Source organism: Armatimonas sp. (genome assembly GCF_031410135.1).
Classification (GTDB): domain Bacteria; phylum Armatimonadota; class Armatimonadia; order Armatimonadales; family Armatimonadaceae; genus Armatimonas.
In genome coordinates this window covers 1-21,634 of the sequence record NZ_JANNYP010000764.1, presented here as the reverse complement: position 1 = coordinate 21,634, position 21,634 = coordinate 1, and the positions used below count along the sequence as shown (strand labels likewise).

Sequence of the window (21,634 nt, the reverse complement as noted above, 5' to 3'; positions counted from 1 at the left end):
CTTCGAATTACTCAGTCCAGCTTGATCTTATCCAAGTGGTCCCGATCAGCCAGGAGTGCCTTCTGCACGTCCTCTAGTCTCTCGTGGTGGGCTCTCGTGGCCTCCAGTGTCTTGGCCAAGTCACGCTCGATCTGTCGTGGTGTGGAAAGAGTCACGCCAAGCGTGGACTGCAAGACATCGTTTAGAACCTGCGTGCCTTCCGCTTTCATCTGCTGAAGAAGAGGGTTCACGACCAGTGCCCGCTTGGAGCGCTCTAGGCCATGCTCACAGCTCTCCAGAAGGCGTGCATTCTCCTGAATCAGCTCCTCCCGTGCCTCCAGCAAAAACCGTCTATCGCCCTCCTGCATGCGCTCCGCCTCGTCACCCGCATGAGCCGCCTCGTCCAGCTCAGCGCTACCCAGCCCCGCCTGTAGCTTTGTAATCTGCTTCTGTAGCTCACCAAGCTCCTTGACGCGCTGATGATGAAGCTTTGCCGCCTTCTCGACATAGGCACCATCACTTCTGGCATCTTCCTCCCGCGTTTCAATCTCCTCAATCCTCACTGGAGTTCCTTTATGTTCACTGCGTATATCCTGTCCTCACTGCGGTTTCTTCCTTGCTTGCAGGGCGCGAGGCTGTACTAGCTCCAGGAGATGCACCAGAGCGCAGCCGTTCTCAACATTGGCATCAGCGGGAATCGTCAGGCCATCACTGTACTCAATCAGGGCGATAGCCTCAGGCTCGCTCTCAGCCTGAAGCTTGACCTTCTCCTCGATCACGACCAGCCGCTGCTGTGCCCAGCGCTCACGCCGCTCACGAACCAGGGGATCACAGCGCTGACAGACATCCCGGCAGGACAGATATGGCAAGTAGGCATCTCGCACCGCCGGGCTACTGACAAAAAATCCCGCCATGTGCTCTTTGACAGTCCCCCTATCCGGTGGCTCCGCAATGCCAAGTTCGCCCTTGATGTCTGGCTCCTTCACCAATCTGGCTGTCGGCCAGCCCTCCTGAAAGACGTAGCTCATCCCCACAGGGAGCACTGCTGCCTGCTCTAGCTGCCCTTCGGAGAGCACCATGGTCTTGCCTAAAACTTCGCGATCATCCGCAGCCGTTAAGCGGTGCATGATCTTGATGTTGGTGTTCTTGACCACCTCGGGAGCAAGTGCCGTGGGAAGCTGATCCGCGATAATCAGTCCCTCGCCCAGCGCACGCATCTCCGCAAGCATACGGGTGAAGTAGCGCACCGCAATCCCTTTAGGATCTGCCCCTTCCTTGGGGCTGGTGCTACTTCCCAGCAGGTTATGCGCCTCCTCCACGAGGCAGACATGCGAGAGCGGCGCACCACTGCGACGGGTTGTTATGGCACGCTCCCGGACGAAGACCAAGAGCACCATCATGGTCAGCGCCTTCTCGTCCTCCGAGAGCGCGTCGAGCTCCAGTACTACGGGCCGCTCCATCAGCTCCTCAATGGGCACAGACCGCCGCGCCGCAAAGCAACGTCCCTTCGGCCCCTTGAGTAGACTCCCAAGGCGAGTCTCCAGCATGGCGCGGATATTTCCCGCTGTCTCCCCCTGGTAGCGGCTCCGCTCCGCGACCGCGATTCCCTTTAGGTACAGCTCCGTCAGCGTGGGTGGCTCTAGGCTGGGATCGTCACCACCCTCCCCAAAGAGGCTCCAGCCCTTGTCCGTGTAGACCTCCTCCAGCGCTGTCTCAAAGAGCATGGGCAATGGATCGGGCAGGCTGAAGGCCCCCTGGAAACAGGCTTTCAGCGCGGCAATATGCTCCGAGACCGCAACGCCATCGAGTATCTCCAAGGGGTTTAGTCGAAGCGGAGCAGTGCGCTCATTGCCCACCGTAAAGACCAGGAGATCCTCAAGACCGGGCACCTCTAGCAATCCCCGGTACTCTGTCTTGGCAGGCTCCAGCACCAGCCAGGGAATGCGATTGTCGCTCCAGAGCTGCACCAGAAGCGAGAAGCTAAGGCTGGTCTTGCCAGAGCCAGGTACCCCCACGATTAGCGCGTGTTTACAAAGATCTGGCAGCGTTATCCCTGCCACCGAGGTGCTCTCACGCCCTGCCTCATAGAAACGACCGATCTGGAGAGCACCAGTAGATGCGCCTGCCTTTGTCTGGACGCCCGGCAGTCCCCCATCGCGGGCAAAGCCTACACAGCCGTCTTTCCCAGGGATGGGTAACCGGAAAAAGGGCGCAATCTCCGCCACACTTGTCAGGCGGTGCAGACGGCGCAAGGTCTCCGGGGCATCGGGTAGGCTCCAGTAGCGCTGACAGATCGCAGGCGTGATGTAGCATAGCTGCACCGAGCGTAGCGCCTTATCGAACTCAGGAGTGCCGGGCACGGCGGTGAAGTAGTAGTTGGGTGCACCGGGCTGGAGGGTATGGCTTGCCAGCAGACGGGCGATGGCCGTAGCATCGGTATTCTGGTCCAGCGCAACGCACCGGATCGCATACAGCAGTGGCCGCTCTTGGCTGTAGTCAAAGCTCTGGATTAGCCCTTCATAGAGCCGCTTGAACCCCTCAGCCTTGGGGTCAGCGGCGATCTCGATAGGGCGACGCTCGGGCTTGCTGTAGAGTCCACCGGGCAGCTCGACACTTTCCTTACGATCACGACTGTACCGATCTGCTAAATGCTGCCAGGTTTGCAGTTCCTCGCGCTCTACGGAAGTAAGAGGGCTTGTCGGAACCAGGGTGATATCCACCAGAGCACTGCCGGGGAGCCGAGCAAGTGTCTGGCAGAAGCTGAGCATATCGTTGCTGGCATTGCCCACAAAACCCTGCACTCCGTACCAGAAGCGAAAGCCGGTCAGACGGGGATCGTGCCAGCCCTCTTCCCACTGCTCCACTTTGCCCACCTCGCAGTAGCCTGTGGGCTCTCCCGTAAGGTTGCTTGTCTCCTCAGCGGAGCAGCGCCTTAGTGGGTAGCCCTGCGGCGCATTGCTCTCTACTTGTCTTGTCAGCTCAGTGGCGCTACGGTGCACCTCAGTTGGGTCAGGGGCGCTCACCCGCAGCACCTGAAAGAGCCGCAGATGCTCAGATCCCTTCTCCTTGAGGTAGCGCAGGCTAAAGCCAACCGCTGGTCCCTGCGCTGTCAGCCAGGCAAGAAAGCGCATCTGCCACTGGGCCACGACGCCAACCCGCTGCGCCGCTTCCAGCGTCGTTAGATCCGGGAACCGAGCGGCGGAGAAGTCAGGTAGCGCCGACACTTCCCAGAGGAGCACCGCGCTGACGCCTTGAAACACACGCAGCCCTGTCTCACCATGCTCCTGCGCTCCCTGCCAGAGAGGAATCGGGCCATCGCTCCAAGCGAACGCTTCCTGCGGGGGATCAACTTGTGAAGCATGGGGGTCGGCATGGGGAGCGTTTCGACTGTCTCGCACAACCAGCTCCCCCCACGGCTCTACCGGCTGGAAGTTTCGATCTACCCAGATTCCCGGCATTACAATCTCACTCCAGGCATTGCCTTACCTTAGAGTCCTGTATCCGCTGCATTGGACTTCTTTGGAGTGGGAGCCCTACTAGTGATCCCATCCTTACTGAGGAAGCCGCCCTTCCCTCCCTCAATGCGCTCCACTTTTGCCCCCTCGTTTTGGACGATGTCATTGATCACCGCTTGAAATACCACATTCATAGCGGAGGCAAAGAGGCGCATGTCGTCAATCTTATAGGTACGAAAGAGGCTCTTCATCTGTGCCTGCTCCTCAATCTCCTCCTTTTGCAACGAAACCTCATTCTCGTATTTCCGTCGTGCCTCTTTCTGGGTTGTTTCGTGACGTTGCTTTTCCCAGCGCCAGACGAAAAAGGCCCCGATCAGTAGCACGACCCCCAAGGGAGCCATAATAAAAAGTGCAACCGCTCCGATGATTGCCATGAAGATCGCCCCAATCGGAGTAAAGCCCGGTGGTGCTTGTGGGGCGGGCACTGGTGGCAGGATAGGTGGCTCGACCGCAAGATACATCTTGATGCTCGCCCAGCGCCCCAGATAGTCCACGCCAAGGATCATCTTGTAGTCACTGTACGCATGGTCAGCAAGCGAGGCCACAATCCGAGGGCGCTGCTCATTCCTATCGCTCTGCCAGAGCGCGTACTCAAGCGTCACGCGCACCGGAACTTCATACACAGCGATGATGGCTTGAATGCGCTGGAGAAGCTCTCCAGGCTCTAGCTTTCGGTCGGTGTGCGACAGGTGAACCCTTTGCTCATCAAGAACCAGCAGCGGACGACGCGTCCCGGCAGGCACCGGGTCTTCCCGCTCCGTGAAGTCCCAAATCTGGGCGCTGGGTCGCAACACGATGCCACCAGAAGAGGCACCTACCGAGGGAGGCTTCTGGTAAGGTGTAGTCGGTTGGTAGGCTGGAGCAGGTTGAGGTGAGGGAGCGGGACGCGGCTCGGGTTTGGGTGGCGTTGTGGTCGTACTGCCAGGAGGAGTGCTACCAGGAAACGACGTGCCAACCGGCTCGGTCTTCAGGTCTGGCTCCTGCTTTGCCCGACAAAACGGGCAAAACTTCGTATCTGGCTCCAAGCCTTTTCCACAACCGATGCAAGTCAATTCCCTCGTTTCAACTGACATAACCACCTCCCCACCCTATCGCCATATTTTGTCCATCCTGCCGCCCCATCTCACTTTGTTGCTTCAGGAAGTTCACTGATCTGAACTGAATGCAGGTATTGTAACTGAAACCACGCATCGTGATGCAATCCTTATAAGCTAGGATGCAATTCCTAGAAAGCCGCGATGCGGTCCCCATAAAATGGGGGCATAATAGCCGCAACCAATCGCAGCGTGTTTTGACTTTGGAGGAGCCGAGTTTGGCATCGGGTGGTTCGAGTTGATATTGGATCGATTGTTGATATGAGCTGGGTAGAGAACGCGATCATGAAAGCCTACAACCGACGAAGAGCACGTCGGGAGGGGCAAGAACGCGTTGCGCCAACTGCCAGCAAAGACGTTCTCTCTATCGGCACCGTGCTCTCTCCCAGTGGCGGAGCAGCTCTTCTGCCTCTGCCTGTGAGGCGGCGACACCTCTATGCCATTGGAGCCACGGGCTGCGGAAAAACCAGCTTTCTCCTGAAACTTATCGACGATGACCTCGACCATAACCGCACTCTGGTTGTCGTAGACCTACGCGGTGATCTGGTTGATAGAGTCCTCATGCGCATCGCGGCCCGCACTGAGCCGGATGAGCTCGGTAAGCGGGTTCTGCTCATTGACCTGCGCCAAAGCGAAATGACGGTTGGGTTCAATCCTCTCGCGGGAATCGGCGATCCCGTTCAGCGTGCCTACCACACGCTAGAGGTCCTCCAGCGCAACGCCGAGAGCTGGGGAGTGCAGCTCGATGAAACCCTCCGCAACTGCCTGCTTGCTCTCGCAGAGAGTGGCGGCACTTTGCTGGAGGTGGATCGCCTGCTCTCCGATGCGGCCTTCCGCCAGGACAAGGTGGCAAGGGTGAGCGATCCCTTTGTGCGGGCTTTCTTCACCCGCTACGATGCTCTCACCCCTGACAAGCAGCTCACCTGGAAGCTCCCTGTCCTCAACAAGATCACCTCGTTTTTAGCCGTTCCTCAAGTGAGACGCATGCTGGCACAGGCGAAGCCGAGTTGGTCGCTCACGGAGCTGCTCGACAACGCTCCGGGTAGCATTGTGCTGGTTGCGCTGGGAGTCCATCGGCTTGGCAGTGCTGCCTCGCTCATGGGAGGGCTTGTGGTCTCAGCGCTAGAGAACGCCATCATGGCCCGCGCCGACAAGCCCGAGTCCGCCCGCATCCCCGTCCACTTCTACCTCGATGAGTTCGAGAACCTGGTCAGTGACCGCTTTGAGGCGTTTCTGGCCGAGGGGCGGCGCTTCGGGCTGGGCCTGACCCTCTCGCACCAGAACCTGGCTCAGATGCCCGATGGCCTCAGGCAGATGATCCTGGCAAATGCTAACACGCAGCTCTACTTCCAAGTCGGCGCTCAGGACGCGGCAGTGCTGGCCGCTGAGGTGGTCCCCAAGACGGGCGAGAAGAAAGAGGATCTACGGCGCTCCCTCACGATGCAGCCCGTTGGGGAAGCCTATTTTCTCAGGCGCGGGGAAAATGTCCCTACCCCACGGGTCAAGCTCATCCCCTCGACCGATCCACAGATCACGGATAGGAAAGTGGCCGCAATCCGGCAAGCAGCATTAGAGGCGTTTGGTCGGCCCTCCAGCGAGGTGGACAAGGAGATAGAGGTGCAGCTCTTTGGTGCAGGCCAGACCAGTACGGATACCGAGGAAGAGCCTGTGGTTATCCCCGTTGCGACGCGGCACAATCGCAGACCAGGGCAGTTCAAATCAGGAAACGCCAAGACGGAGGAGCAGCCATGAATCAAGCTGAGGAAGCCGTCAAGAGCCGGTTCGAGCGGGCGGCGAAGGCGAAGCGTGGCAGCCTCCAGCTCACCGAGCGTGATGAGGCACTCATGGCGGATCTCTTCCTCCACCAGGCGATGGATCGTGGGCAACTCCAGGAGCTCCACTTCGGCTCGGTGCAGCGCTGCAACATGCGGCTCCGCAAGCTCTTCGACCATGGCTACGTTACGCGTGACTTCCACCCCATGTCCCCCTACGGTGCTCAGGGCACCTATCGCGTCGGGCCAAAGGCGGCGGAGATCGTGGCGAGGCGGCTCGATACGGACGCGGCCTACGTGAAACAACTCTGCCTGGGAAGCAAGCGCCCCGAGTTCCTGGAGCACACCATCGCCATCGTCGATTTCTACTTACAGGTGAGAAGGTCGCTCGACTCACAAAGCGCAGTGACTCTGGAAACCTGGATGCCCGAGCTTCAAGCACGGCACGAATACGATGTCCAAACGCCGGGGACGGCGAGCTGGAAAAAGCAGGTTTTCAAGCCCGATGGATTCCTCAGGCTAAAGACGGCAAGCCAGCCATACGCCTATTTCGTGGAGGTGGATCGCGGGAACGCTTCGGCGAAGACCTTCGCACAAAAAGTGAACCACTATCGGCTCTACAAGCAAAGTGGGCTCTTCACCGAAATGTACGGTGACAGCGCGTTTAGCGTCCTTGTCGTGACGACAGGTGAGAAGCGTCTCACCCACCTGAAGGATATTGTCGAGGAGCTGGGATGCTCCTACTTCACCTTTACGAACCAGAAGGCCCTGGAGGGTCGCGGTCTACTCGCTCCCATCTGGCATGCCACAGGCATACCATCACCGACGAGGCTTATCCCCGAAGGAATCTGACGATGCGCTACTGTTTTTCCTGCAAGTACCTCTCTCCCCGTCAGGCGATTTACTGCGCCCACTGTGGTGGCTCGTTCGGTGGGCGGCGCTGTCCTCAGCACCACCTCTCCCCCGCTGACGCAAAAGTGTGCATCCAGTGCGGGACAAGCGAGCTGACCCAGCCATCAAGTTCCTTCTCAGTCAGCGGGGTGGTTCAGGTTGCCTTGGTACTTCTTGTTGGCATTGTAGCGGCTGTGGCAGCACCTTCTCTTTTCCGGGCGCTCTCCAGTGGAGCCAGTACCGCCTGGAGCCGCGTTTTCAACGTTGTCGTCTTTGATCGGGTGCTGGCGTTTGTCTTGGTCTCCTCGCTCCTGTTGCGCTTGCTTCCTGGCGAGATCGGCAGGGTGGTACGGCGCAACGCGGCCCGGCTCTTGGACATGCTCCTCAAGAGCTTTCTCTACTTCTTAGCGGGCATTCCTCAGCTCATCGCCTCCCTTATCAACGCCGTCACTCGGCGACGATAATCCATCGCAAAATAGCCCACTTGCCATAACAGAATAGTAGTGGGTATAATCCCGTAACCTTGTTACGCGGAAGTCGGTTCCGCGAACGGAGCAAAGCGATGTACGAACCTTTTTTTGGGCTGAAAGAGATTCCTTTCACAGTCATGCCCGACCCGCGCTTCGCCTACCGCTCTCTCGGCCACAAGTTGGCGGAGGGGCGTATGCGCTTCGCGGCGGATTACAAAGCGGGCCTAGCCGTGCTCACGGGGCCGGTCGGCTCTGGGAAGACGACCACGGCCAATATGCTGATGACGGACTGGGAAGACGATCCGACAAAATCGGTCGCCTACCTTCCGACCGCCGATGATCGTGGACGAGCTGCCTTTCTGAAGCGAGTGATGGACGGTTTTGGGATTGAGAGCACCGCCCGAAACTACGGAGCAAACCGCTCGATTTTGGAGCGCTTCCTCCTGGAAGAGCATAAGGCAGGCCGTCATGCGGTGCTGGTGATCGACGAGGCGCAGAAGATCCACCCGGAGAACTTCGACACGCTCGTTGACTTAACCAACTTCCAGACCGCGACCGAGAAGTTTCTCACGATCATCCTCATTGCCCAGGACAACTTCGCCAACAAGCTGCGAACCAAAGACGCCTTCACCAGCCGTATCGCCTTTACCGGGCATCTCGATCCCCTCTCCTTTGACGACTTCCAAGGCATGATCGCTCACAGGCTGACGGTGGCGGGAGCCAGGATCAAAAACAAGCCTGCAAAAGGAACAGATGAGGCGATGCCTAACCTCATTCCCTTCCTCACTGACGAGGCGCTAGTCGAAGTCTATCGGATCACGAAGGGAGTTCCTAGAGACGTTTGCATGTTCCTCTCAACGCTTTTTTTGGATGCTTTCGTGATCGATACGAAGCCAGTTACCAAGGAGCAGGTCGCCAAGACCCTGACAGAGATGAGTCGGCTGAAGAAGTGGCCGGTCGCTTCGTCTGTTGGCACTACTAAGGAGAAATGAATTGAGCACCCCACTTGCGGACCTACGTGCCCTCAACGTAAAGAAGCAGCGCGAATCACAAGGCGACACAACAATAATAGAAAGCAAACAAGAAAGTCAGTCATATGACAATATGACAAGTCATATGACTGACACACCAGAAAACAAACAAGCGGGTCAGGAGGAAAGACAGACAGATGACCAGCCCGTAGTAAAGGTGTCCAAGCGGCAAGCTGCCAAGCCAGCCGTACCGTCATCTGTCATGCAGACCATCAAGGCGACTGTCCAACAAGCAAGCGATAGCACGCCCACTCTGAAAACGGTAACGATCAAGCTCGCACCGGAGTTGGATCGAAGAGTAGAAGCACACTGCTTCGCGACGGGGCTGAAAAAGCAGGACGTAGTGCGCGATGCCTTGCTCCTGTACTTCGAGACGGTGGAAGCTATTCAGCGAGGGGAGGCGTAAGGAACGTGGCCCGCGTTGAGCCAGCAGCAGAGCTGAAGCATCGAAGCCCGGTTGACGCCAAGGGCTACACGATGCTGATGAACTGCGTCCTGTACGACCAGGCGCTCTCCGACGGGGCGAAGGTGACATACATCGTGCTGCTAGACTACGCTCGTCAGGATGATAGTTGCTTCCCGGGTCAGCTCAAGCTCGCTGAACGCCGTGACACCACCGAGCGAACTATCCGAAACCACCTGAGCGAACTGGAGAAACGCGGGCTTGTCACCATCGAGCAGCGGGGGCACATGAAGACCAACGTCTACTGGCTGGAGGAAATTCGAGCCGTTTACACTCCGCCTCAGGAGAGTGACCGGAAAAATTCTTCCGGTCATGACCGGAAATTTTTTGCCGCTCATGACCGGAAGAATTTTTCCGCCAAAGAAGACGCAGTAGTAAAAAGACTTAGATATAAGAAGACAGAAGCGTTGAACGTTCGCGAAGACGGAGAAGAAACGTCCGCCAAAGAACGCCCAACGCCAAGTACCGAAGGGAAGGGCATATATGCCATCAGAGATAAAGCCGTCACCGAGGTAGTAACGCTTACAGGAGACGAAGGAAGTCTCAGGCGTTTTCAGCAACTCTGGGAGGTCGCGGAAGGGAAAGGGGCGCTGAATGCTTGGGAAGTAGCTCTTCGAGCCACACAGAGGCGTCTACGCAGCTCCTCCAAACAAGTCCTTGATCGCCCTGGAGCATACTTTGATAAGATTTGTGTGGGAGAACTTGAGAAGCGCGAAGTTTTCGTGCCCACTATTTCTGAAAAGCAGGCTGAGACTGGTGTCGGCGAACTGATTCGTCAGGGTCTCTTTGGTGGTGAGAGTACACCGGCCTCCCAAAATGAATTGCTTCAAACTACGCCTGAGAATCAGAAGCAATTAGCAAGTCAAGTCGAACTTACCCCTGCCGCCCTGGATGCTGAGCTTATGGCTTTAGAATGCAAGGGTGGGGCACCTCATGAAGCCTTTCGCGTCTTTTGTAACATGGAGCGAAAGCGATACGAATCGGAGATCGGGAAGGTCAGTGTAGCAAGCCGGGAGCGGCTTCTCGCTGTCTTTGATCGCCCTGAGAAGCGGCGGGATTTGTACAGAAAATGGAGAAATACTACCGATGAGGTGAGCGAAATTGGGTGAGTAGATGAGCTTTAGGACGAGAAACCTACACTCTTCAAGCCTTTCACGTATACTGTTGGCATGGACGAGAGTGGAATTGAGCGTGACCTTTTGACGGTAGAGCAGGCAGCCACCTACTTACAACTCTCGCAATCTTCGATCCGATCCTACATCCGTCAGGGCAAACTTAAGGCATTTCGCGTCGCAGGCAAACGTAAGGTCTTAATCCAGCGCGGGGATATGATGGCTCTCCTAGAGCCCACTCGACCTGACCCCACCTGATTTCTTTTGTGCATCCTGTGGCTGTTTTCTAGGATGAGTGGGTTCACTTTAGACCACCAAGTCGCGACCTTGCTACGCTAGTGCTTAAGGGTACGCTGTATTTGAGAGATTCCGGTAGTCTTAGCAGTTAATCGCTCGCTCCAATTTATGTGCTGCCTCTTCAAATTGTGTTAAGTGAGAATACTCTATCAATTCGTAAACTCGTCTTAGGAAATCTAAAGAATTTAAACGGTCTCCATTCCACCAGCAAAGTCGTACCCAATATATCAAGCGATTTATTGCTCCTAGTGCATCTTCCTCGCACTCAAAATGGGTTGGTGGTTCCGGCATCGTTTTTAAAGCCTCTTTTGCATATCCCATCTCTGCTAAAATACTTGCGAGAACCATTCTGGAATTTCGGATATATCCAAGCCGCTCTGAACGCTGTGCGGACACTTCAGCTTTTCTCGCATTAACTAGGGCACTCCCTTGAGTTCTGACTGCCATTTGATATGTCGCTAATTCGCGTAACAATAATGATTCTAAAGCAGGATCATTGCGATCGCGTGCAAGTGGAATTGCATCATGGCATGTTTGAATTGCCAAATCAGATTTGATACTTGGTTGTACTCTTGCATAGTGAGAGAGAGCTCCAAACCAGGCTATGGGATGTTCCTTTGCTGTCACTAGAGCCATAGCTGACCTGAGACAGGGAGCTGCCTCCCTTAGATGCTCTCGAAGAGATAGGAATAATCCCCGAGCATGGAAAGCTTCAGCTAATAACCTTTGTGCATGAGGATGCGTAGATAAGCGTCGGGTTGCTTCCTCCTGTAATGCTAGTAGTATGAGCTCTCCTGCAAACGCAGGATCACCTTTCCAAATTGGTTCATGGAGTGCCTCAAGAGTTGCTGAAAGTTCATCCATCGATAAGTCACTAAATCGTGTAATTTCAAGGCCAAATGTGCAACTACTTAAAATCTCTTGTTCTTCTAATGAAGGAGTCAGCACTTCAAAAAGCGGTCCGAGGTATTCCTGTTTAGGAAGACGCTTACCGGCTTCCCAGTGACTAACATCTCCTGGATTGGCCCCTATGACCTTTGCTAACTCACGTAAACCAACGCCTTTTCTTCTCCTAAGTGCGCCCCAGAGATCTCCGCTACAAGGTAGTCTTACTTCAGGTAGGAGCTGTTGATAGCCAGGATGGTGGCGACAAGTAGCAACAATATTTATTGTCTCCGATTGGCCTATCCCAAGGACACGTAAAAGCCCTTTAAGAGCCGTTGGGTGAGCCGTTTCTGTGAGGTTTCTTTCTCTTTCCCAGCGCCACAGTGTGGAGGGGTGAATGCCTGCCTCTTTAGCAAGCTTCACTATTGAAAGTCCCTGAGCCTTCCTAATATCTCTGATTCTCTGTCCCGAAACCATCTTGTTGCTATCGTCCTACCTTGAAGGGTTGAACTTCATCATACATCGAGATTTTGAGAGATAGGGTTGCTGGGCGTATGCAAATTGGCGCAACAGGTATCCCGGTGTTCGCAAATCGGCGCAACACCTTGCAGGCTCTGTGAGGATGTGAAATGACTGTGGTAGTGAGGAGGAAGATTTTCTTATGAAACGTAGAGAGCTGTTGTTATCAGGAATAACCCTGATGGCTATTGGATGTGGTGGTGGCGGAGGGGGCTTGCCTCCTTCTCCTACGCCCTCACCAACGCCGACTCCCACGCCCGGCAGACTCGTGACCCCAAAAATCACGATCCGTTGGGCGGCTCGTAGTCGTGATATAGATGCCCCAACCTCAGCACTGATGGCACGAATCACCATTGTAGGAGTACAGGGGGACACGGTCGGATTTGATGCGCCTCGCCCCTCTGGAGCTGTCGCGGCTATTGCATCCGAATACACTGCCCCATTTGCTATTCAAGTAGCAGACCAAGTCGCCGTTCAAATTGAGTTCTTTGCAGATCGAGGAGCTTCTGGAGCAAGCGTTGCTCAAGCAAGTGCAACACTTGCGATTACAGAAAACGGCAGCATCTCTGCGCCAATCACCAATATCCAAAGTAAGATTGTCCGAGTTGATGTTGTATCAGAACTGACCATGGAGGTTGGTGAGCAAATCTATGTTGACTATACTGCGCGTGATGCCAATGGAACCATCATCGCACTGAGTCCAGGCTCAGCATTCTTTCGCGTTGTCTCGGGCAGTGAAAAGCTACGAGCAAATGGGGAGATATTAGAAGGACTTGCAAGCGGTTCTGCAAGTATTGTCGCTGCTATTGATGGAGTTCAGAGTAGTAATGTTAACATTACGATTTTAGCTCAAATTAGAGTCGCTTATATTGATAATTCTCTGCAACCTGTAGCCAAAGGTTTGACAGATTTAATTCAAAAAGAAAAAGTTACTTTTACTACTTATAGCAACTTGCCATCGCCTCTCGAATTGCAATCCTTCGATGTGCTCATCATTGGTCAATATGGAAATATCACTGCATCCAGTGCCGCTCAGGTCAAATCTTTTATTGATTCCGGGCGAGGCGTAGTTTTACTAATGGCTGCTCCGGCAGTTCTTGCGGGCAATATAGCAAGCGGTTCATCAAAAAAAGATTTAACCTCGATAAGCACCTGGTTTGGGGCTATAAGCATGAGTACTTTTTCTGTAAGTTACGATATTAAAGCCAAACAAGTGGCAGGGATTTTACCACTGCCAACATCAATTACTCCAGGTAGTTTTGTTCATCCTTCATCGTCAAATTATTTAGATAGGGATAACAACGTTTTGCCAACCGTAGATCGCATACTTGAAAGTGGTTCAGGAAAATTTATTCATGCAACAGCTTACAGCGATGGCTTATCAGGAAGAGTTTATTGGCAGTTTCACCCTTATGGCACATCTGGAAAACCAGCAGACAATGAAAAAATATTCAGTCTGCTAATGGCTGGAATCCGATGGACGGCAAAACGTTAACCTTATGAGTCTCCCTGATGAGAAATTTTGCCCGGATTGCGGCAGGCAAGGGTTTCTAGCTTCGATAACGAGAAAGCCGCATACGGATCGGGTGGAGCAAGCGTGTCCCCGACATCTCAAGAGAGTAGTGAGGTAAATCCTGAGTGAGAAAGCAACTTATGAAACAGGGAAGCTTGGTTTTCCTGATGATATTAGCCATGATCCTGGCCACGGGGTGTAGAAAAAAAGAAGATCACTCAAAGTCGCTCGCGGTTGGGAACTGGTATGTCCCCCCGAAGCCTAACAGCCGTCCAGCCCCTCCCGGTCAAGTCCCAGTACGGCTGGTTCTTAAAGCCGACGGAACTTCCTATATCACTCGTAAAAACTCAAATGAGGGCTTTGTTCATTCAACCTGGTCACAGGTCGGTAGCACAATTACCTTTAAAAGCGATTCAGGATCAGATAAAGGTATTCCTACATCAGGTGCATTTATTCTCAATAAGCTTGCGGATCAATCAATTTCCCGTACAGCAATTATTTCCACAAATGGGAAATATCTCACTGTAACCAGTAAAATTAATTTAAATACAGCAAATGAAAGAATGACAAAAATGCAATACGAGCGCTGGAATGGAGCAAATTAATGAATCAAAAAGTTTACCTGATTTTGGTATGTACCATGATGAGTTTACTATGTGGTTGTTCTAAAGGAAAAAATAACGATCTTACTGGCGTATGGAAAGATATTAGTGTTGATAAAGTCGCAAAATTTTCTCCCGAACAACGCGAAAGACTGCGTATGACCATGATATTAAAGCCTGGTGGGGTTGGTGACCTTCGCCTCACAGGAGCAAATGGCCCTTTTCGATGGGCAGAAAAAGATGGAAAAGTTGAGATCACAATGAAAAATCCTGGAGGCAGGCCGGATCAGACATTACCAATGACATTATCGTCTGATAGGAGAACAATGACTTTTGCAGGTTCGATGGAGTTAAAAAAACAATGAAGGGTAGATCGATAACTTTATTAATTTGGGATATCCATCCCAAATGTGTTGCTGGTACCTATAGCCTGCACAGAGAACCTCGTTAACAAGAGCAAAGACTAATGTGATGCAGGCCATCATCAGCCCTTCACGCGGCACACTGGCTAACTCTTAACGCGGTTTGACACCAAAGAGACATTATATGAAATACTCATCATCACTCGTTCTGATCCCCATCATGGGTATATCACCTACACTAACTATAGGTTTAGTACCCATTAGAGCTCAAGAGAACTTCCCCATACCCTCTAAAGCAGCTTTAGAAGAGAAGATGAAGGTGGTTTTACACGCAGGATACTTCTCCGAAAAAAATCAGCTCTCACAAAAAAGTGTCTACCAGATGATTTACTCGACGTGTCGTTATCATACACTCCCCGCAGACTACAAAACGATATCTGGAACTCCTCGGGGAGCAAAATTTGGTAGCGATGAATACCTTCCACGAACAGAGGCAATTCGTCTTGCCAGAGAGACTGTAGGCATAAAACTGACCTACTGGGATAAAACCGATGATCGTACCACCCCGGATGCGATTGGTTGGCGGGACAATTCCTCTTATATGGATGGTGCAGATCAGCCAAAGATTGACCAGATCATTAAAAATAGTAAAAATTCAATCACCCTTGAAATATCAGTCTACGGACAAAAGGACAAGATTGATGCGAGAAAAATTTTACGTCGGAAAGTCATTGCGTTTCTAAGAAAAGATGGAGATCACTGGGTAGTATTTGAGGTGAAACCAAACTCTACAGAAAAACAAAATTCGAAAACAACAGAACGGGATCAAATAAAAGGAGTGGAAAGCAGAAAATTAGTATCATCTTCAGCAGATTCACTTCCTAGTTCGAAAGAAATAGATACTTTTTTGGGATACGTTCTCAACCAGTGGCCAGGAAGGATACCAGAATTTAGAGACGGAAGGCCGCAAAACGATGATCTCATTCTTTTTGTTTTAGCGAGAAAACTAGATGCCAGTTTTGGCAAACGAACTCGGGTTCCTGCTTCCGAGATAGACCGTTCGGCACGGATTTACTTTGACCGCACCGTCCATCACCACTCGATATCAGGTTGGCAGTATAAAAATGGATACTACGATTCAATGAAAGATATTTTGGATGAAGGTGGTGAGGGACGCGGTATTCAAGTGAAATCTCTGCAATCATTAAAGAATGGGACATATTCAGTGGCGGTTGCCGTGGATCAGACCTCTTATATAGTAGAAGTTCGTTGGGCCAAAGAGAGGACTACTCGGCGGCTGATTCTAACAGCCTTGAAAAAGCAATAAGGCAATATTGTAGACCGAGTGTTTTTCTGGACACATCGACTATCCATAAAACTGTACTCCTTGGGTCGCCTGCCAGGGAGCGAGCTGCTCCGCCCGCTTCAGATGAGTTTTATCAACACGCAACCCAGTCACCTACACCCCAAGGTACCGTGAACTGGAGTCGCTCGGCCTGGCATGGAGGTAGCGCCCTGTCGTGGCGACGCTTGCATGGCCCAGTGTCTGTTGCACTAGGTGAATTGGCGCTCCTCGGTCGAGGGCATGGCTTGCATGAGCATGGCGCATCCAGTGGGGGGAGACGTTCAGTTCTATACCAGCCCGCCTAGTCGCCCTTACTAACAACGCGCAGCACCGTCTAGGGATCAAGCTTGTAAGCTTGTCGCCTTCATCCGATCTTTCTTACGACTCCGGACGAGGAGATCGCGTCCCTGCACCGCTTCGGGGTGCTTGTCGCCTTCCAGCCCATTGGATCGCCCCAGGCCAGCCTGCACAGCTCACTGACACGTAGGCCCCCGTGTAGAGTAACCTGAGCAGCACGCGGTTTTTGGGATCGGTCTCCAGCGTGAGGATCTTTTGGTGCTCTTGGAACCAGCGCGTCCCGATCTTGCCTGACGTGCTGATGCACAGTATTTAGTGTCAAGGATGGGGCTAGGTAGTCAGGAGCGAGCCACCCCTGTAGCTGCAATGTTGTGTAAAAGTCTCCGGGCGCAACGCCAGCTCGTAGCGAACACTGCGTAGAGGGAGAACTCCAGGCCAAAGGCACGGGCCACAGCAGAGACTGTGACGCCCGCATCGGCTTGCTCATCAGCACCAGAAGGTCTTTGTTCCGAAACCGCATCCCGACTAGAAAGGCTGGAACCGTGTAACGTGAAAACTGCTTAAACGATTCTTAGAGGGAGAAGCGGCAGTGACGCTTCTCCCCTACTCACCAATGAGGCTTCCATCCCTGATCGTATCCAGAGTAGGTGGGCAATCAGACTTTTCTCTTGTGGATGTGCCAACTCTATTTTCGGGTACATATACTATGAGGGAGACAAGTGTCCGAATGCGTGTAGATATCCGATCCGTAGCTGAGAGTATCGATAAAGAAGATGTAGCCCGACGAGCAATAAAAAAGCTCGGGAGCCTCTATGCGAAATCCACCCACTTTGTATATGAATTGATTCAAAACGCATCTGACTCAGACAGTCGTTTTCTAAGTCTCACCCTTGAAGGGAATGGTTTAGTTGCAAGAAACCGTGGACGCGTTTTTGATGCTCGGGATGTCAAAGCAATCTGTACTGTAAGCGCTAGCAGTAAAGATTTAACGCAGATTGGCACACATGGAATAGGGTTTAAGGCTGTTTATACTTGTACAGATAGACCACAAATTTATTCATCTAATTCATGTTGGTTTTGTATTGAGAATTATGTCAGGCCTGAAGAGATTTCCGATATTCCAACTCGTTTTGAATCATTTATATCGGAAGGTGATACCATTTTTTTTCTTCCTTTCACTGAAAAATTTGGAATAGACGGGCCAAACAAAATAACAGATGAGTTTCGCAAGCTAAACCGCTGGACGATGCTATTCCTTGAAAAGCGTGGTGATTTTAAGACGCCACAATCTTTAATGGAAATAGAGTGGTTTATTCAGGAGACTGGAGAAGCTGGTCAGTACGCTCGGGAATCGTATCATAATGATCCCTTTCCCGGTGTGACCCGGACTTTGCTAAGAGCAGGCTGTACTGGTGTTGTTGAAGAAGACTCCTTCTTAATTTTTCGAAATGAAGTACTGCCACCAGAAGATGTGATAGATGATCTTTTAGATCGCGCAGAAGATGCAGATGAAGAAAAGCGTATTCGTCGTTCAGCAACAGGACTTCAACCTATTGAGATTGCATTTGGCTATACAAATGGACACATACTCCCCATAACTGGTGCTGTTCTATTCTCCTATTTACCGACTCAGATTAGTACTGGGTTCGGATTTCTCATCCAAGCTCGGTACCAGACAACTCCTGCACGAGACAATATTGTCGACAGTAGCGGCAGTTCGTGGAACGATTGGCTCATAAAGGAGACGGCCCGATTTTTACCGCAGACATTGGTCAGTCTTCGAGATAATGGCTACCTTAGTGCCTCTATATTTGAGGCATTGCCACACACAGGAGATAATGTTCCTGGAGCCGTTCGGCATGTCTTTGAACCAGTCCGGGACACTTTACTGATCGCGTTGCGAGAAGGTGAGCAATTGATTCCTGTGGAAGGTAATGGGTATGCATCAGCGAACGGAGTTGCTTATCCAACCTCATCAATACTGCGTAAGCTGTTTCAGGGTGATGACCTTACTGATCTCTTAAATATTTCAAGCACTAAGAATAGCGGCTCCGTTTACTGGCTGGCCGATGAGATTAACTGGAGTGGCCGCACTAAAGTGCTTTTGACTGGTGCCGGTGTACGTGAAATTCGTGCACACGAAGTTGTAACTTGGTTGCAAGGTAAAGCTGCTGAATGGTTTTCGACTCGCAGTCATGAATGGCTAAAAGATCTATATCTCTATCTTGCTAATAACCAAGCTGAGTGGGCACGATTGAAGGAATTGCCTATTATCCGGGAGGCATCTGGAAAGCATGTATGTGCAACTAAGAATTGGGTGTTCTTTCCACCAAAACCGGGTGTGATTCTGCTATTCTGATTTGGCCCCTTTCGCTACTTCCATTTGGCCCCACCTGACCAAAGAAATCGGCTACCCTCCTTGGAGGCTGGAACCCATAAATCCTAGAGATTTGGGAGTCGGCTTTCAAGGGGAGGTGCCATGGACAGGAGAAATAAAGTGGAGTTATTCGAACAGATTCGCCGTGAGTATGAGTTTAACGGCGGCACCATTCGTGGACTGGCTAACAAGTTCAGCATCCACCGGCGAATGGTCAGGCAGGCGATTGCTAGTGCCCTCCCACCCGAGCGCAAACAACCAGAACGTGCTCGACCAAAAATAGAGCCTGTCAAGGCATTCATAGATCAGATCCTTACAGAGGATAAACAGGCACCTCGTAAGCAGCGACATACAGCCAAGCGCATTTTCGTGCGTCTCCAGCAAGAGCTTCCCCAGTTCCCTGTGGCGGATTCAACGGTGCGAGCCTATGTCCGTCAACGCAAATACCAGATGGGGCTCTCGTCCAGAGAAACCTTTATCCCTCAAGTTTACGACTGGGGGCAGGAAGCACAGATTGATTGGTACGACGCTTATGTGGACATGGCGGGTCAACGCGTCAAAGTTCAGGTGTTTGCCATGCGGAGCATGAAAAGTGGAGCCGCCTTCCACCGTGCCTACTTTCGTGCCACCCAGCAGGCATTCTTAGAGGCACACGAATATGGCTTTGCTTACTTTGGTGGAGTGTTTGCCACTCTTCGCTACGACAATCTCAGCAGTGCCGTCAAGAAGGTTCTTCGTGGTCATATTCGTGAGCAGACTATTCGCTTTGTCGCCTTTCGCTCGCACTGGCACTTCAATTCAGAGTTTTGCATGCCCGCCTCTCCTGAGGAAAAAGGCGGTGTCGAGGGAGAAGTGGGCTACTTTCGGCGCAATCACTTCGTTCCTGTTCCTCAAGTGGCAGATCTTGCCGCTTTGAATCTGTACCTGCTTGCGAGCTGCCGTGAGGATGAAAAGCGAATGATTGGGGATCGTCAGCAAAGTGTGGGTTTGGGTATGCAGCAAGAGCGTGCTCATCTGTTGGCTCTTGCCAGTGAGGGATTTGACTTGGCTGATAGCCGCTTTAGTGTGGTTGACCGTAAAGGCTGTGTCCAGGCCGACAATAATTGCTACTCGGTGGCTCAGCCCTCCGGCACGAAAGTTCAGGTCAAAGTGCTGCCCTCGTGTGTGGAGGTCTGGCATTGCGGCCAGCGAGTGGCCCTTCATGAGCGTTGTTATGAGCGGGGTCAGCAGATCCTTGAGTTGACACACTACTTGGATGTTCTGCACCGAAAGCCGGGTGCCTTTGCGGGTTCCAAACCGCTCTCTCAATGGAAAGCTGCGGGTAAGTGGCTTGATTGTTTTGACCAGCTCTGGGAGCGTTTGCAAGTTCGACATGGTCAAAGTGAGGGCACTCGTCAGATGGTGGAGCTTCTTGTTTTGGGTCGTCAGCACGGCGAATCTGTGCTGGTGAAAGCCGTTGAGGAGGCATTGGAGTTGGGCTGTAGCGATGCTGCCTCCGTGGAGTATCTGCTCACGCAGGCAATCGTGCCTCAAAGCTCTCCACTGGCTGAGCCGTTGCCCAGCTCTGTGCTTGGGTATCTCTCTCGCTTCGAGCGTCCGTTGCCCGAAGTAAATATCTATGACCAATTTTTGAGTTCTGACCTCGCTGTGAGTCAAATCCCACTTCAGGAGGCATTGTAATGAGCCTTGATACTGCTGTTGGTTTTAATGACAGTGCCCTCCCCGTTAATCTCCAAGCTCTGGATGAGGCGACGATTCGAGAGCACTGCCGAATCTTGCGTCTCCCTACAGTGAGTGTGCAATGCGATGCTTTGGCGCAGGAAGCCATACGAACCCGGCAAAGTCATCTTCGTTATTTAGAGGCATTGCTGGCAGCCGAGCGAGAAGAGCGTGAGCGTACCACAGTTTCGAATCGCCTTCGGGAGGCGCATCTTCCCCGTCTAAAGACTCTGGAAGATTTCGACTTCAGCAAAGCGCCTCGTGTTTCGGCGAGCCAGGTTCTGCATTTGTCGGAGGGTGGGTATCTGGTTCGTAGCGAGCCTGTGCTTCTTCTTGGGGAGAGCGGTACGGGCAAGACGCACCTTGCAACAGGTTTGTGTGTGTCTGCGTGTCGTCAGAAGAAGCGGGTTCGTTTTGCGACGGCTACGGGTTTGGTCAATGAACTGGTTGAGGCTCAGCACCATAACCAACTTGGTCGTGCACTCTCTCGTTGGGCTCGTTATGACTTGATTGCCATTGATGAGCTTGGCTACGTTCCTCTGGGTGAGCTGGGAGCGGAGCTTCTGTTTCAGGTGATTTCTGACCGTGCTGAGAAAGGTGCTGTGATAATCACGACGAACTTACCCTTTTCGGAGTGGACTCAAGTTTTCAGCAATGCTCGTCTTTGTAAAGCGTTGTTGGATCGTTTGACGGATCGTGCTCACATCCTTGAGACGGGCTCTGACTCGTATCGTTTCCGTCGTACGGTGGAGACTCGCCAGCGCTCTTCCAAGCGTTCCGTGCCTTCTGTGCCTATTGAGACTGAGGCTTGCGTTTCGAAAGGCGATTCCGATGCTTCTGACGAGTAAAGTAACGTTACGATTCAGAACAGATGACAGGAAAGGAGGTGATTTAGATGTCTCGTCCTAGAGAGTTTGACTGCGCTGCGTCTAAGCAGGCTGCGTATCGTGCTCGTCGTGCTGCCAAACTGGTATCAGTCGAGCGTGTTGCTTTGGATGCTTTGCATGATCGTCTGGAGCGATTGCAGTCCGCGATTCTTTGTGCCAGCCGAAAGGGCTCCGGCTTTGCCAGTCGTTGTCATGCCAGTTCGATTGATTCGACGCTGGATAACCTCGTTGATGCTTTTCTGGATGAGGCTGTTGGTTTGGACGGGGCTCCGCCCCGCGTGGCTGTTGCGAGCGAGAGCTTGGTTCTCGAATCGTGACGTGTCTGGGTGGGGCCAAATGAAAGTATCAAAAGGGGCCAAAAGAGGGTTCTGCGTCACTTTCGATGAAGCCCCGAGAGCAAACACCAAAAATATCACCTCATCTGTAAAACACGACGGCGCAGTAGATCAAAGTTAGCACGACCATAACCACGACGCTTGATAAACTTCAAACGGTTTACATTGC

Annotated in this window: 19 protein-coding genes and 1 pseudogene; 15 read left to right on the top strand and 5 right to left on the bottom strand. The window is 52.6% G+C overall.

The window, feature by feature from the left end:
* Nucleotides 1–11 precede the first annotated feature (11 nt).
* Genes RMO15_RS28035 through RMO15_RS28025 form a run of 3 tightly spaced genes read right to left on the bottom strand, consistent with a single transcriptional unit; the run spans nucleotide 12 to nucleotide 4,519 of the window.
* A complete protein-coding gene (locus RMO15_RS28035) occupies nucleotides 12–542 on the bottom strand; it encodes a hypothetical protein (RefSeq protein WP_309720743.1) in 531 nt (176 codons plus the stop codon).
* 36 nt (nucleotides 543–578) lie between these two features.
* Nucleotides 579–3,437 carry a hypothetical protein gene (locus RMO15_RS28030; RefSeq protein ID WP_309720740.1) on the bottom strand — a complete coding sequence of 953 codons (2,859 nt, stop codon included), beginning with the start codon at nucleotides 3,435–3,437 and terminating at the stop codon, nucleotides 579–581.
* Nucleotides 3,438–3,466: 29 nt separating this feature from the next.
* Complete coding sequence (locus RMO15_RS28025) at nucleotides 3,467–4,519, bottom strand: hypothetical protein (RefSeq protein WP_309720738.1); 1,053 nt, start codon at nucleotides 4,517–4,519, stop codon at nucleotides 3,467–3,469.
* A 330-nt stretch (nucleotides 4,520–4,849) separates the two neighbouring features.
* On the opposite strand from RMO15_RS28025, the gene RMO15_RS28020 reads away from it, so the two are divergent.
* The 7 genes from RMO15_RS28020 to RMO15_RS27990 all read left to right on the top strand — a co-directional run bounded on the left by RMO15_RS28020 (nucleotide 4,850) and on the right by RMO15_RS27990 (nucleotide 10,585).
* On the top strand, nucleotides 4,850–6,340 hold the full coding sequence (locus RMO15_RS28020; protein WP_309720735.1) for a type IV secretion system DNA-binding domain-containing protein: 1,491 nt from the start codon (nucleotides 4,850–4,852) through the stop codon (nucleotides 6,338–6,340).
* The gene (locus RMO15_RS28015; protein WP_309720731.1) at nucleotides 6,337–7,212 is read left to right on the top strand and encodes a replication-relaxation family protein; all 876 of its coding nucleotides are present in this window, start codon (nucleotides 6,337–6,339) and stop codon (nucleotides 7,210–7,212) included. The genes RMO15_RS28020 and RMO15_RS28015 overlap by 4 nt, the downstream gene beginning before the upstream one ends.
* Before the next feature lie 2 nt (nucleotides 7,213–7,214).
* On the top strand, nucleotides 7,215–7,715 hold the full coding sequence (locus tag RMO15_RS28010; protein WP_309720727.1) for a zinc ribbon domain-containing protein: 501 nt from the start codon (nucleotides 7,215–7,217) through the stop codon (nucleotides 7,713–7,715).
* A gap of 98 nt (nucleotides 7,716–7,813) precedes the next feature.
* Entirely contained in the window at nucleotides 7,814–8,713 is a 900-nt protein-coding gene (locus RMO15_RS28005) for an AAA family ATPase (protein WP_309720724.1), read from the top strand.
* A 124-nt stretch (nucleotides 8,714–8,837) separates the two neighbouring features.
* Entirely contained in the window at nucleotides 8,838–9,158 is a 321-nt protein-coding gene (locus RMO15_RS28000) for a hypothetical protein (RefSeq protein ID WP_309720721.1), read from the top strand.
* Nucleotides 9,159–9,163: 5 nt separating this feature from the next.
* Nucleotides 9,164–10,324, top strand: a complete 1,161-nt coding sequence (locus RMO15_RS27995; protein WP_309720718.1) for a helix-turn-helix domain-containing protein — start codon at nucleotides 9,164–9,166, stop codon at nucleotides 10,322–10,324.
* A 60-nt stretch (nucleotides 10,325–10,384) separates the two neighbouring features.
* A complete protein-coding gene (locus tag RMO15_RS27990) occupies nucleotides 10,385–10,585 on the top strand; it encodes a helix-turn-helix domain-containing protein (protein ID WP_309720715.1) in 201 nt (66 codons plus the stop codon).
* A 120-nt stretch (nucleotides 10,586–10,705) separates the two neighbouring features.
* Here the strand turns inward: RMO15_RS27990 and RMO15_RS27985 are convergent, their stop codons facing one another.
* Entirely contained in the window at nucleotides 10,706–11,986 is a 1,281-nt protein-coding gene (locus RMO15_RS27985; protein ID WP_309720712.1) for a helix-turn-helix transcriptional regulator, read from the bottom strand.
* 184 nt (nucleotides 11,987–12,170) lie between these two features.
* Here RMO15_RS27985 and RMO15_RS27980 point away from each other — a divergent pair, with 184 nt between their 5' ends.
* From RMO15_RS27980 to RMO15_RS27965, 4 genes are all read left to right on the top strand, one after another.
* On the top strand, nucleotides 12,171–13,523 hold the full coding sequence (locus tag RMO15_RS27980; protein ID WP_309720709.1) for a hypothetical protein: 1,353 nt from the start codon (nucleotides 12,171–12,173) through the stop codon (nucleotides 13,521–13,523).
* A 143-nt stretch (nucleotides 13,524–13,666) separates the two neighbouring features.
* Complete coding sequence (locus RMO15_RS27975; protein WP_309720706.1) at nucleotides 13,667–14,146, top strand: hypothetical protein; 480 nt, start codon at nucleotides 13,667–13,669, stop codon at nucleotides 14,144–14,146.
* Nucleotides 14,146–14,508 carry a hypothetical protein gene (locus tag RMO15_RS27970; RefSeq protein WP_309720704.1) on the top strand — a complete coding sequence of 121 codons (363 nt, stop codon included), beginning with the start codon at nucleotides 14,146–14,148 and terminating at the stop codon, nucleotides 14,506–14,508. Before RMO15_RS27975 ends, RMO15_RS27970 begins: the two co-directional genes overlap by 1 nt.
* Before the next feature lie 181 nt (nucleotides 14,509–14,689).
* Nucleotides 14,690–15,832, top strand: coding sequence for a hypothetical protein (locus RMO15_RS27965; RefSeq protein WP_309720701.1), 1,143 nt, complete (start codon nucleotides 14,690–14,692; stop codon nucleotides 15,830–15,832).
* Between the two features lie 174 nt (nucleotides 15,833–16,006).
* Here the strand turns inward: RMO15_RS27965 and RMO15_RS33490 are convergent.
* Nucleotides 16,007–16,126 (bottom strand): annotated as a pseudogene (locus RMO15_RS33490) (tyrosine-type recombinase/integrase); the annotation flags it as partial.
* Between the two features lie 748 nt (nucleotides 16,127–16,874).
* On the opposite strand from RMO15_RS33490, the gene RMO15_RS27955 reads away from it, so the two are divergent.
* The 4 genes from RMO15_RS27955 to RMO15_RS27940 all read left to right on the top strand — a co-directional run bounded on the left by RMO15_RS27955 (nucleotide 16,875) and on the right by RMO15_RS27940 (nucleotide 21,447).
* The gene (locus RMO15_RS27955) at nucleotides 16,875–18,506 is read left to right on the top strand and encodes a sacsin N-terminal ATP-binding-like domain-containing protein (RefSeq protein ID WP_309720699.1); all 1,632 of its coding nucleotides are present in this window, start codon (nucleotides 16,875–16,877) and stop codon (nucleotides 18,504–18,506) included.
* 138 nt (nucleotides 18,507–18,644) lie between these two features.
* Entirely contained in the window at nucleotides 18,645–20,204 is a 1,560-nt protein-coding gene (gene istA, locus RMO15_RS27950) for an IS21 family transposase (RefSeq protein WP_309720696.1), read from the top strand.
* Nucleotides 20,204–21,091 carry an IS21-like element helper ATPase IstB gene (gene istB / locus RMO15_RS27945; protein WP_309720694.1) on the top strand — a complete coding sequence of 296 codons (888 nt, stop codon included), beginning with the start codon at nucleotides 20,204–20,206 and terminating at the stop codon, nucleotides 21,089–21,091. Before istA ends, istB begins: the two co-directional genes overlap by 1 nt.
* A gap of 47 nt (nucleotides 21,092–21,138) precedes the next feature.
* Complete coding sequence (locus tag RMO15_RS27940) at nucleotides 21,139–21,447, top strand: hypothetical protein (protein ID WP_309720692.1); 309 nt, start codon at nucleotides 21,139–21,141, stop codon at nucleotides 21,445–21,447.
* Nucleotides 21,448–21,634 lie beyond the last annotated feature (187 nt).

Excerpts from the sequence above, each read along its gene's own strand:
- RMO15_RS28030 (WP_309720740.1), bottom strand. The coding sequence starts at position 3,437 with ATGCCGGGAATCTGGGTAGATCGAAACTTCCAGCCGGTAGAGCCGTGG.
- RMO15_RS28020 (WP_309720735.1), top strand. The coding sequence starts at position 4,850 with ATGAGCTGGGTAGAGAACGCGATCATGAAAGCCTACAACCGACGAAGA.
- RMO15_RS28015 (WP_309720731.1), top strand. The coding sequence starts at position 6,337 with ATGAATCAAGCTGAGGAAGCCGTCAAGAGCCGGTTCGAGCGGGCGGCG.
- RMO15_RS28010 (WP_309720727.1), top strand. The coding sequence starts at position 7,215 with ATGCGCTACTGTTTTTCCTGCAAGTACCTCTCTCCCCGTCAGGCGATT.
- RMO15_RS28005 (WP_309720724.1), top strand. The coding sequence starts at position 7,814 with ATGTACGAACCTTTTTTTGGGCTGAAAGAGATTCCTTTCACAGTCATG.
- RMO15_RS28000 (WP_309720721.1), top strand. The coding sequence starts at position 8,838 with ATGACTGACACACCAGAAAACAAACAAGCGGGTCAGGAGGAAAGACAG.
- RMO15_RS27990 (WP_309720715.1), top strand. The coding sequence starts at position 10,385 with ATGGACGAGAGTGGAATTGAGCGTGACCTTTTGACGGTAGAGCAGGCA.
- RMO15_RS27985 (WP_309720712.1), bottom strand. The coding sequence starts at position 11,986 with ATGGTTTCGGGACAGAGAATCAGAGATATTAGGAAGGCTCAGGGACTT.
- RMO15_RS27980 (WP_309720709.1), top strand. The coding sequence starts at position 12,171 with ATGAAACGTAGAGAGCTGTTGTTATCAGGAATAACCCTGATGGCTATT.
- RMO15_RS27970 (WP_309720704.1), top strand. The coding sequence starts at position 14,146 with ATGAATCAAAAAGTTTACCTGATTTTGGTATGTACCATGATGAGTTTA.
- RMO15_RS27965 (WP_309720701.1), top strand. The coding sequence starts at position 14,690 with ATGAAATACTCATCATCACTCGTTCTGATCCCCATCATGGGTATATCA.
- RMO15_RS27955 (WP_309720699.1), top strand. The coding sequence starts at position 16,875 with ATGCGTGTAGATATCCGATCCGTAGCTGAGAGTATCGATAAAGAAGAT.
- istB (WP_309720694.1), top strand. The coding sequence starts at position 20,204 with ATGAGCCTTGATACTGCTGTTGGTTTTAATGACAGTGCCCTCCCCGTT.
- RMO15_RS27940 (WP_309720692.1), top strand. The coding sequence starts at position 21,139 with ATGTCTCGTCCTAGAGAGTTTGACTGCGCTGCGTCTAAGCAGGCTGCG.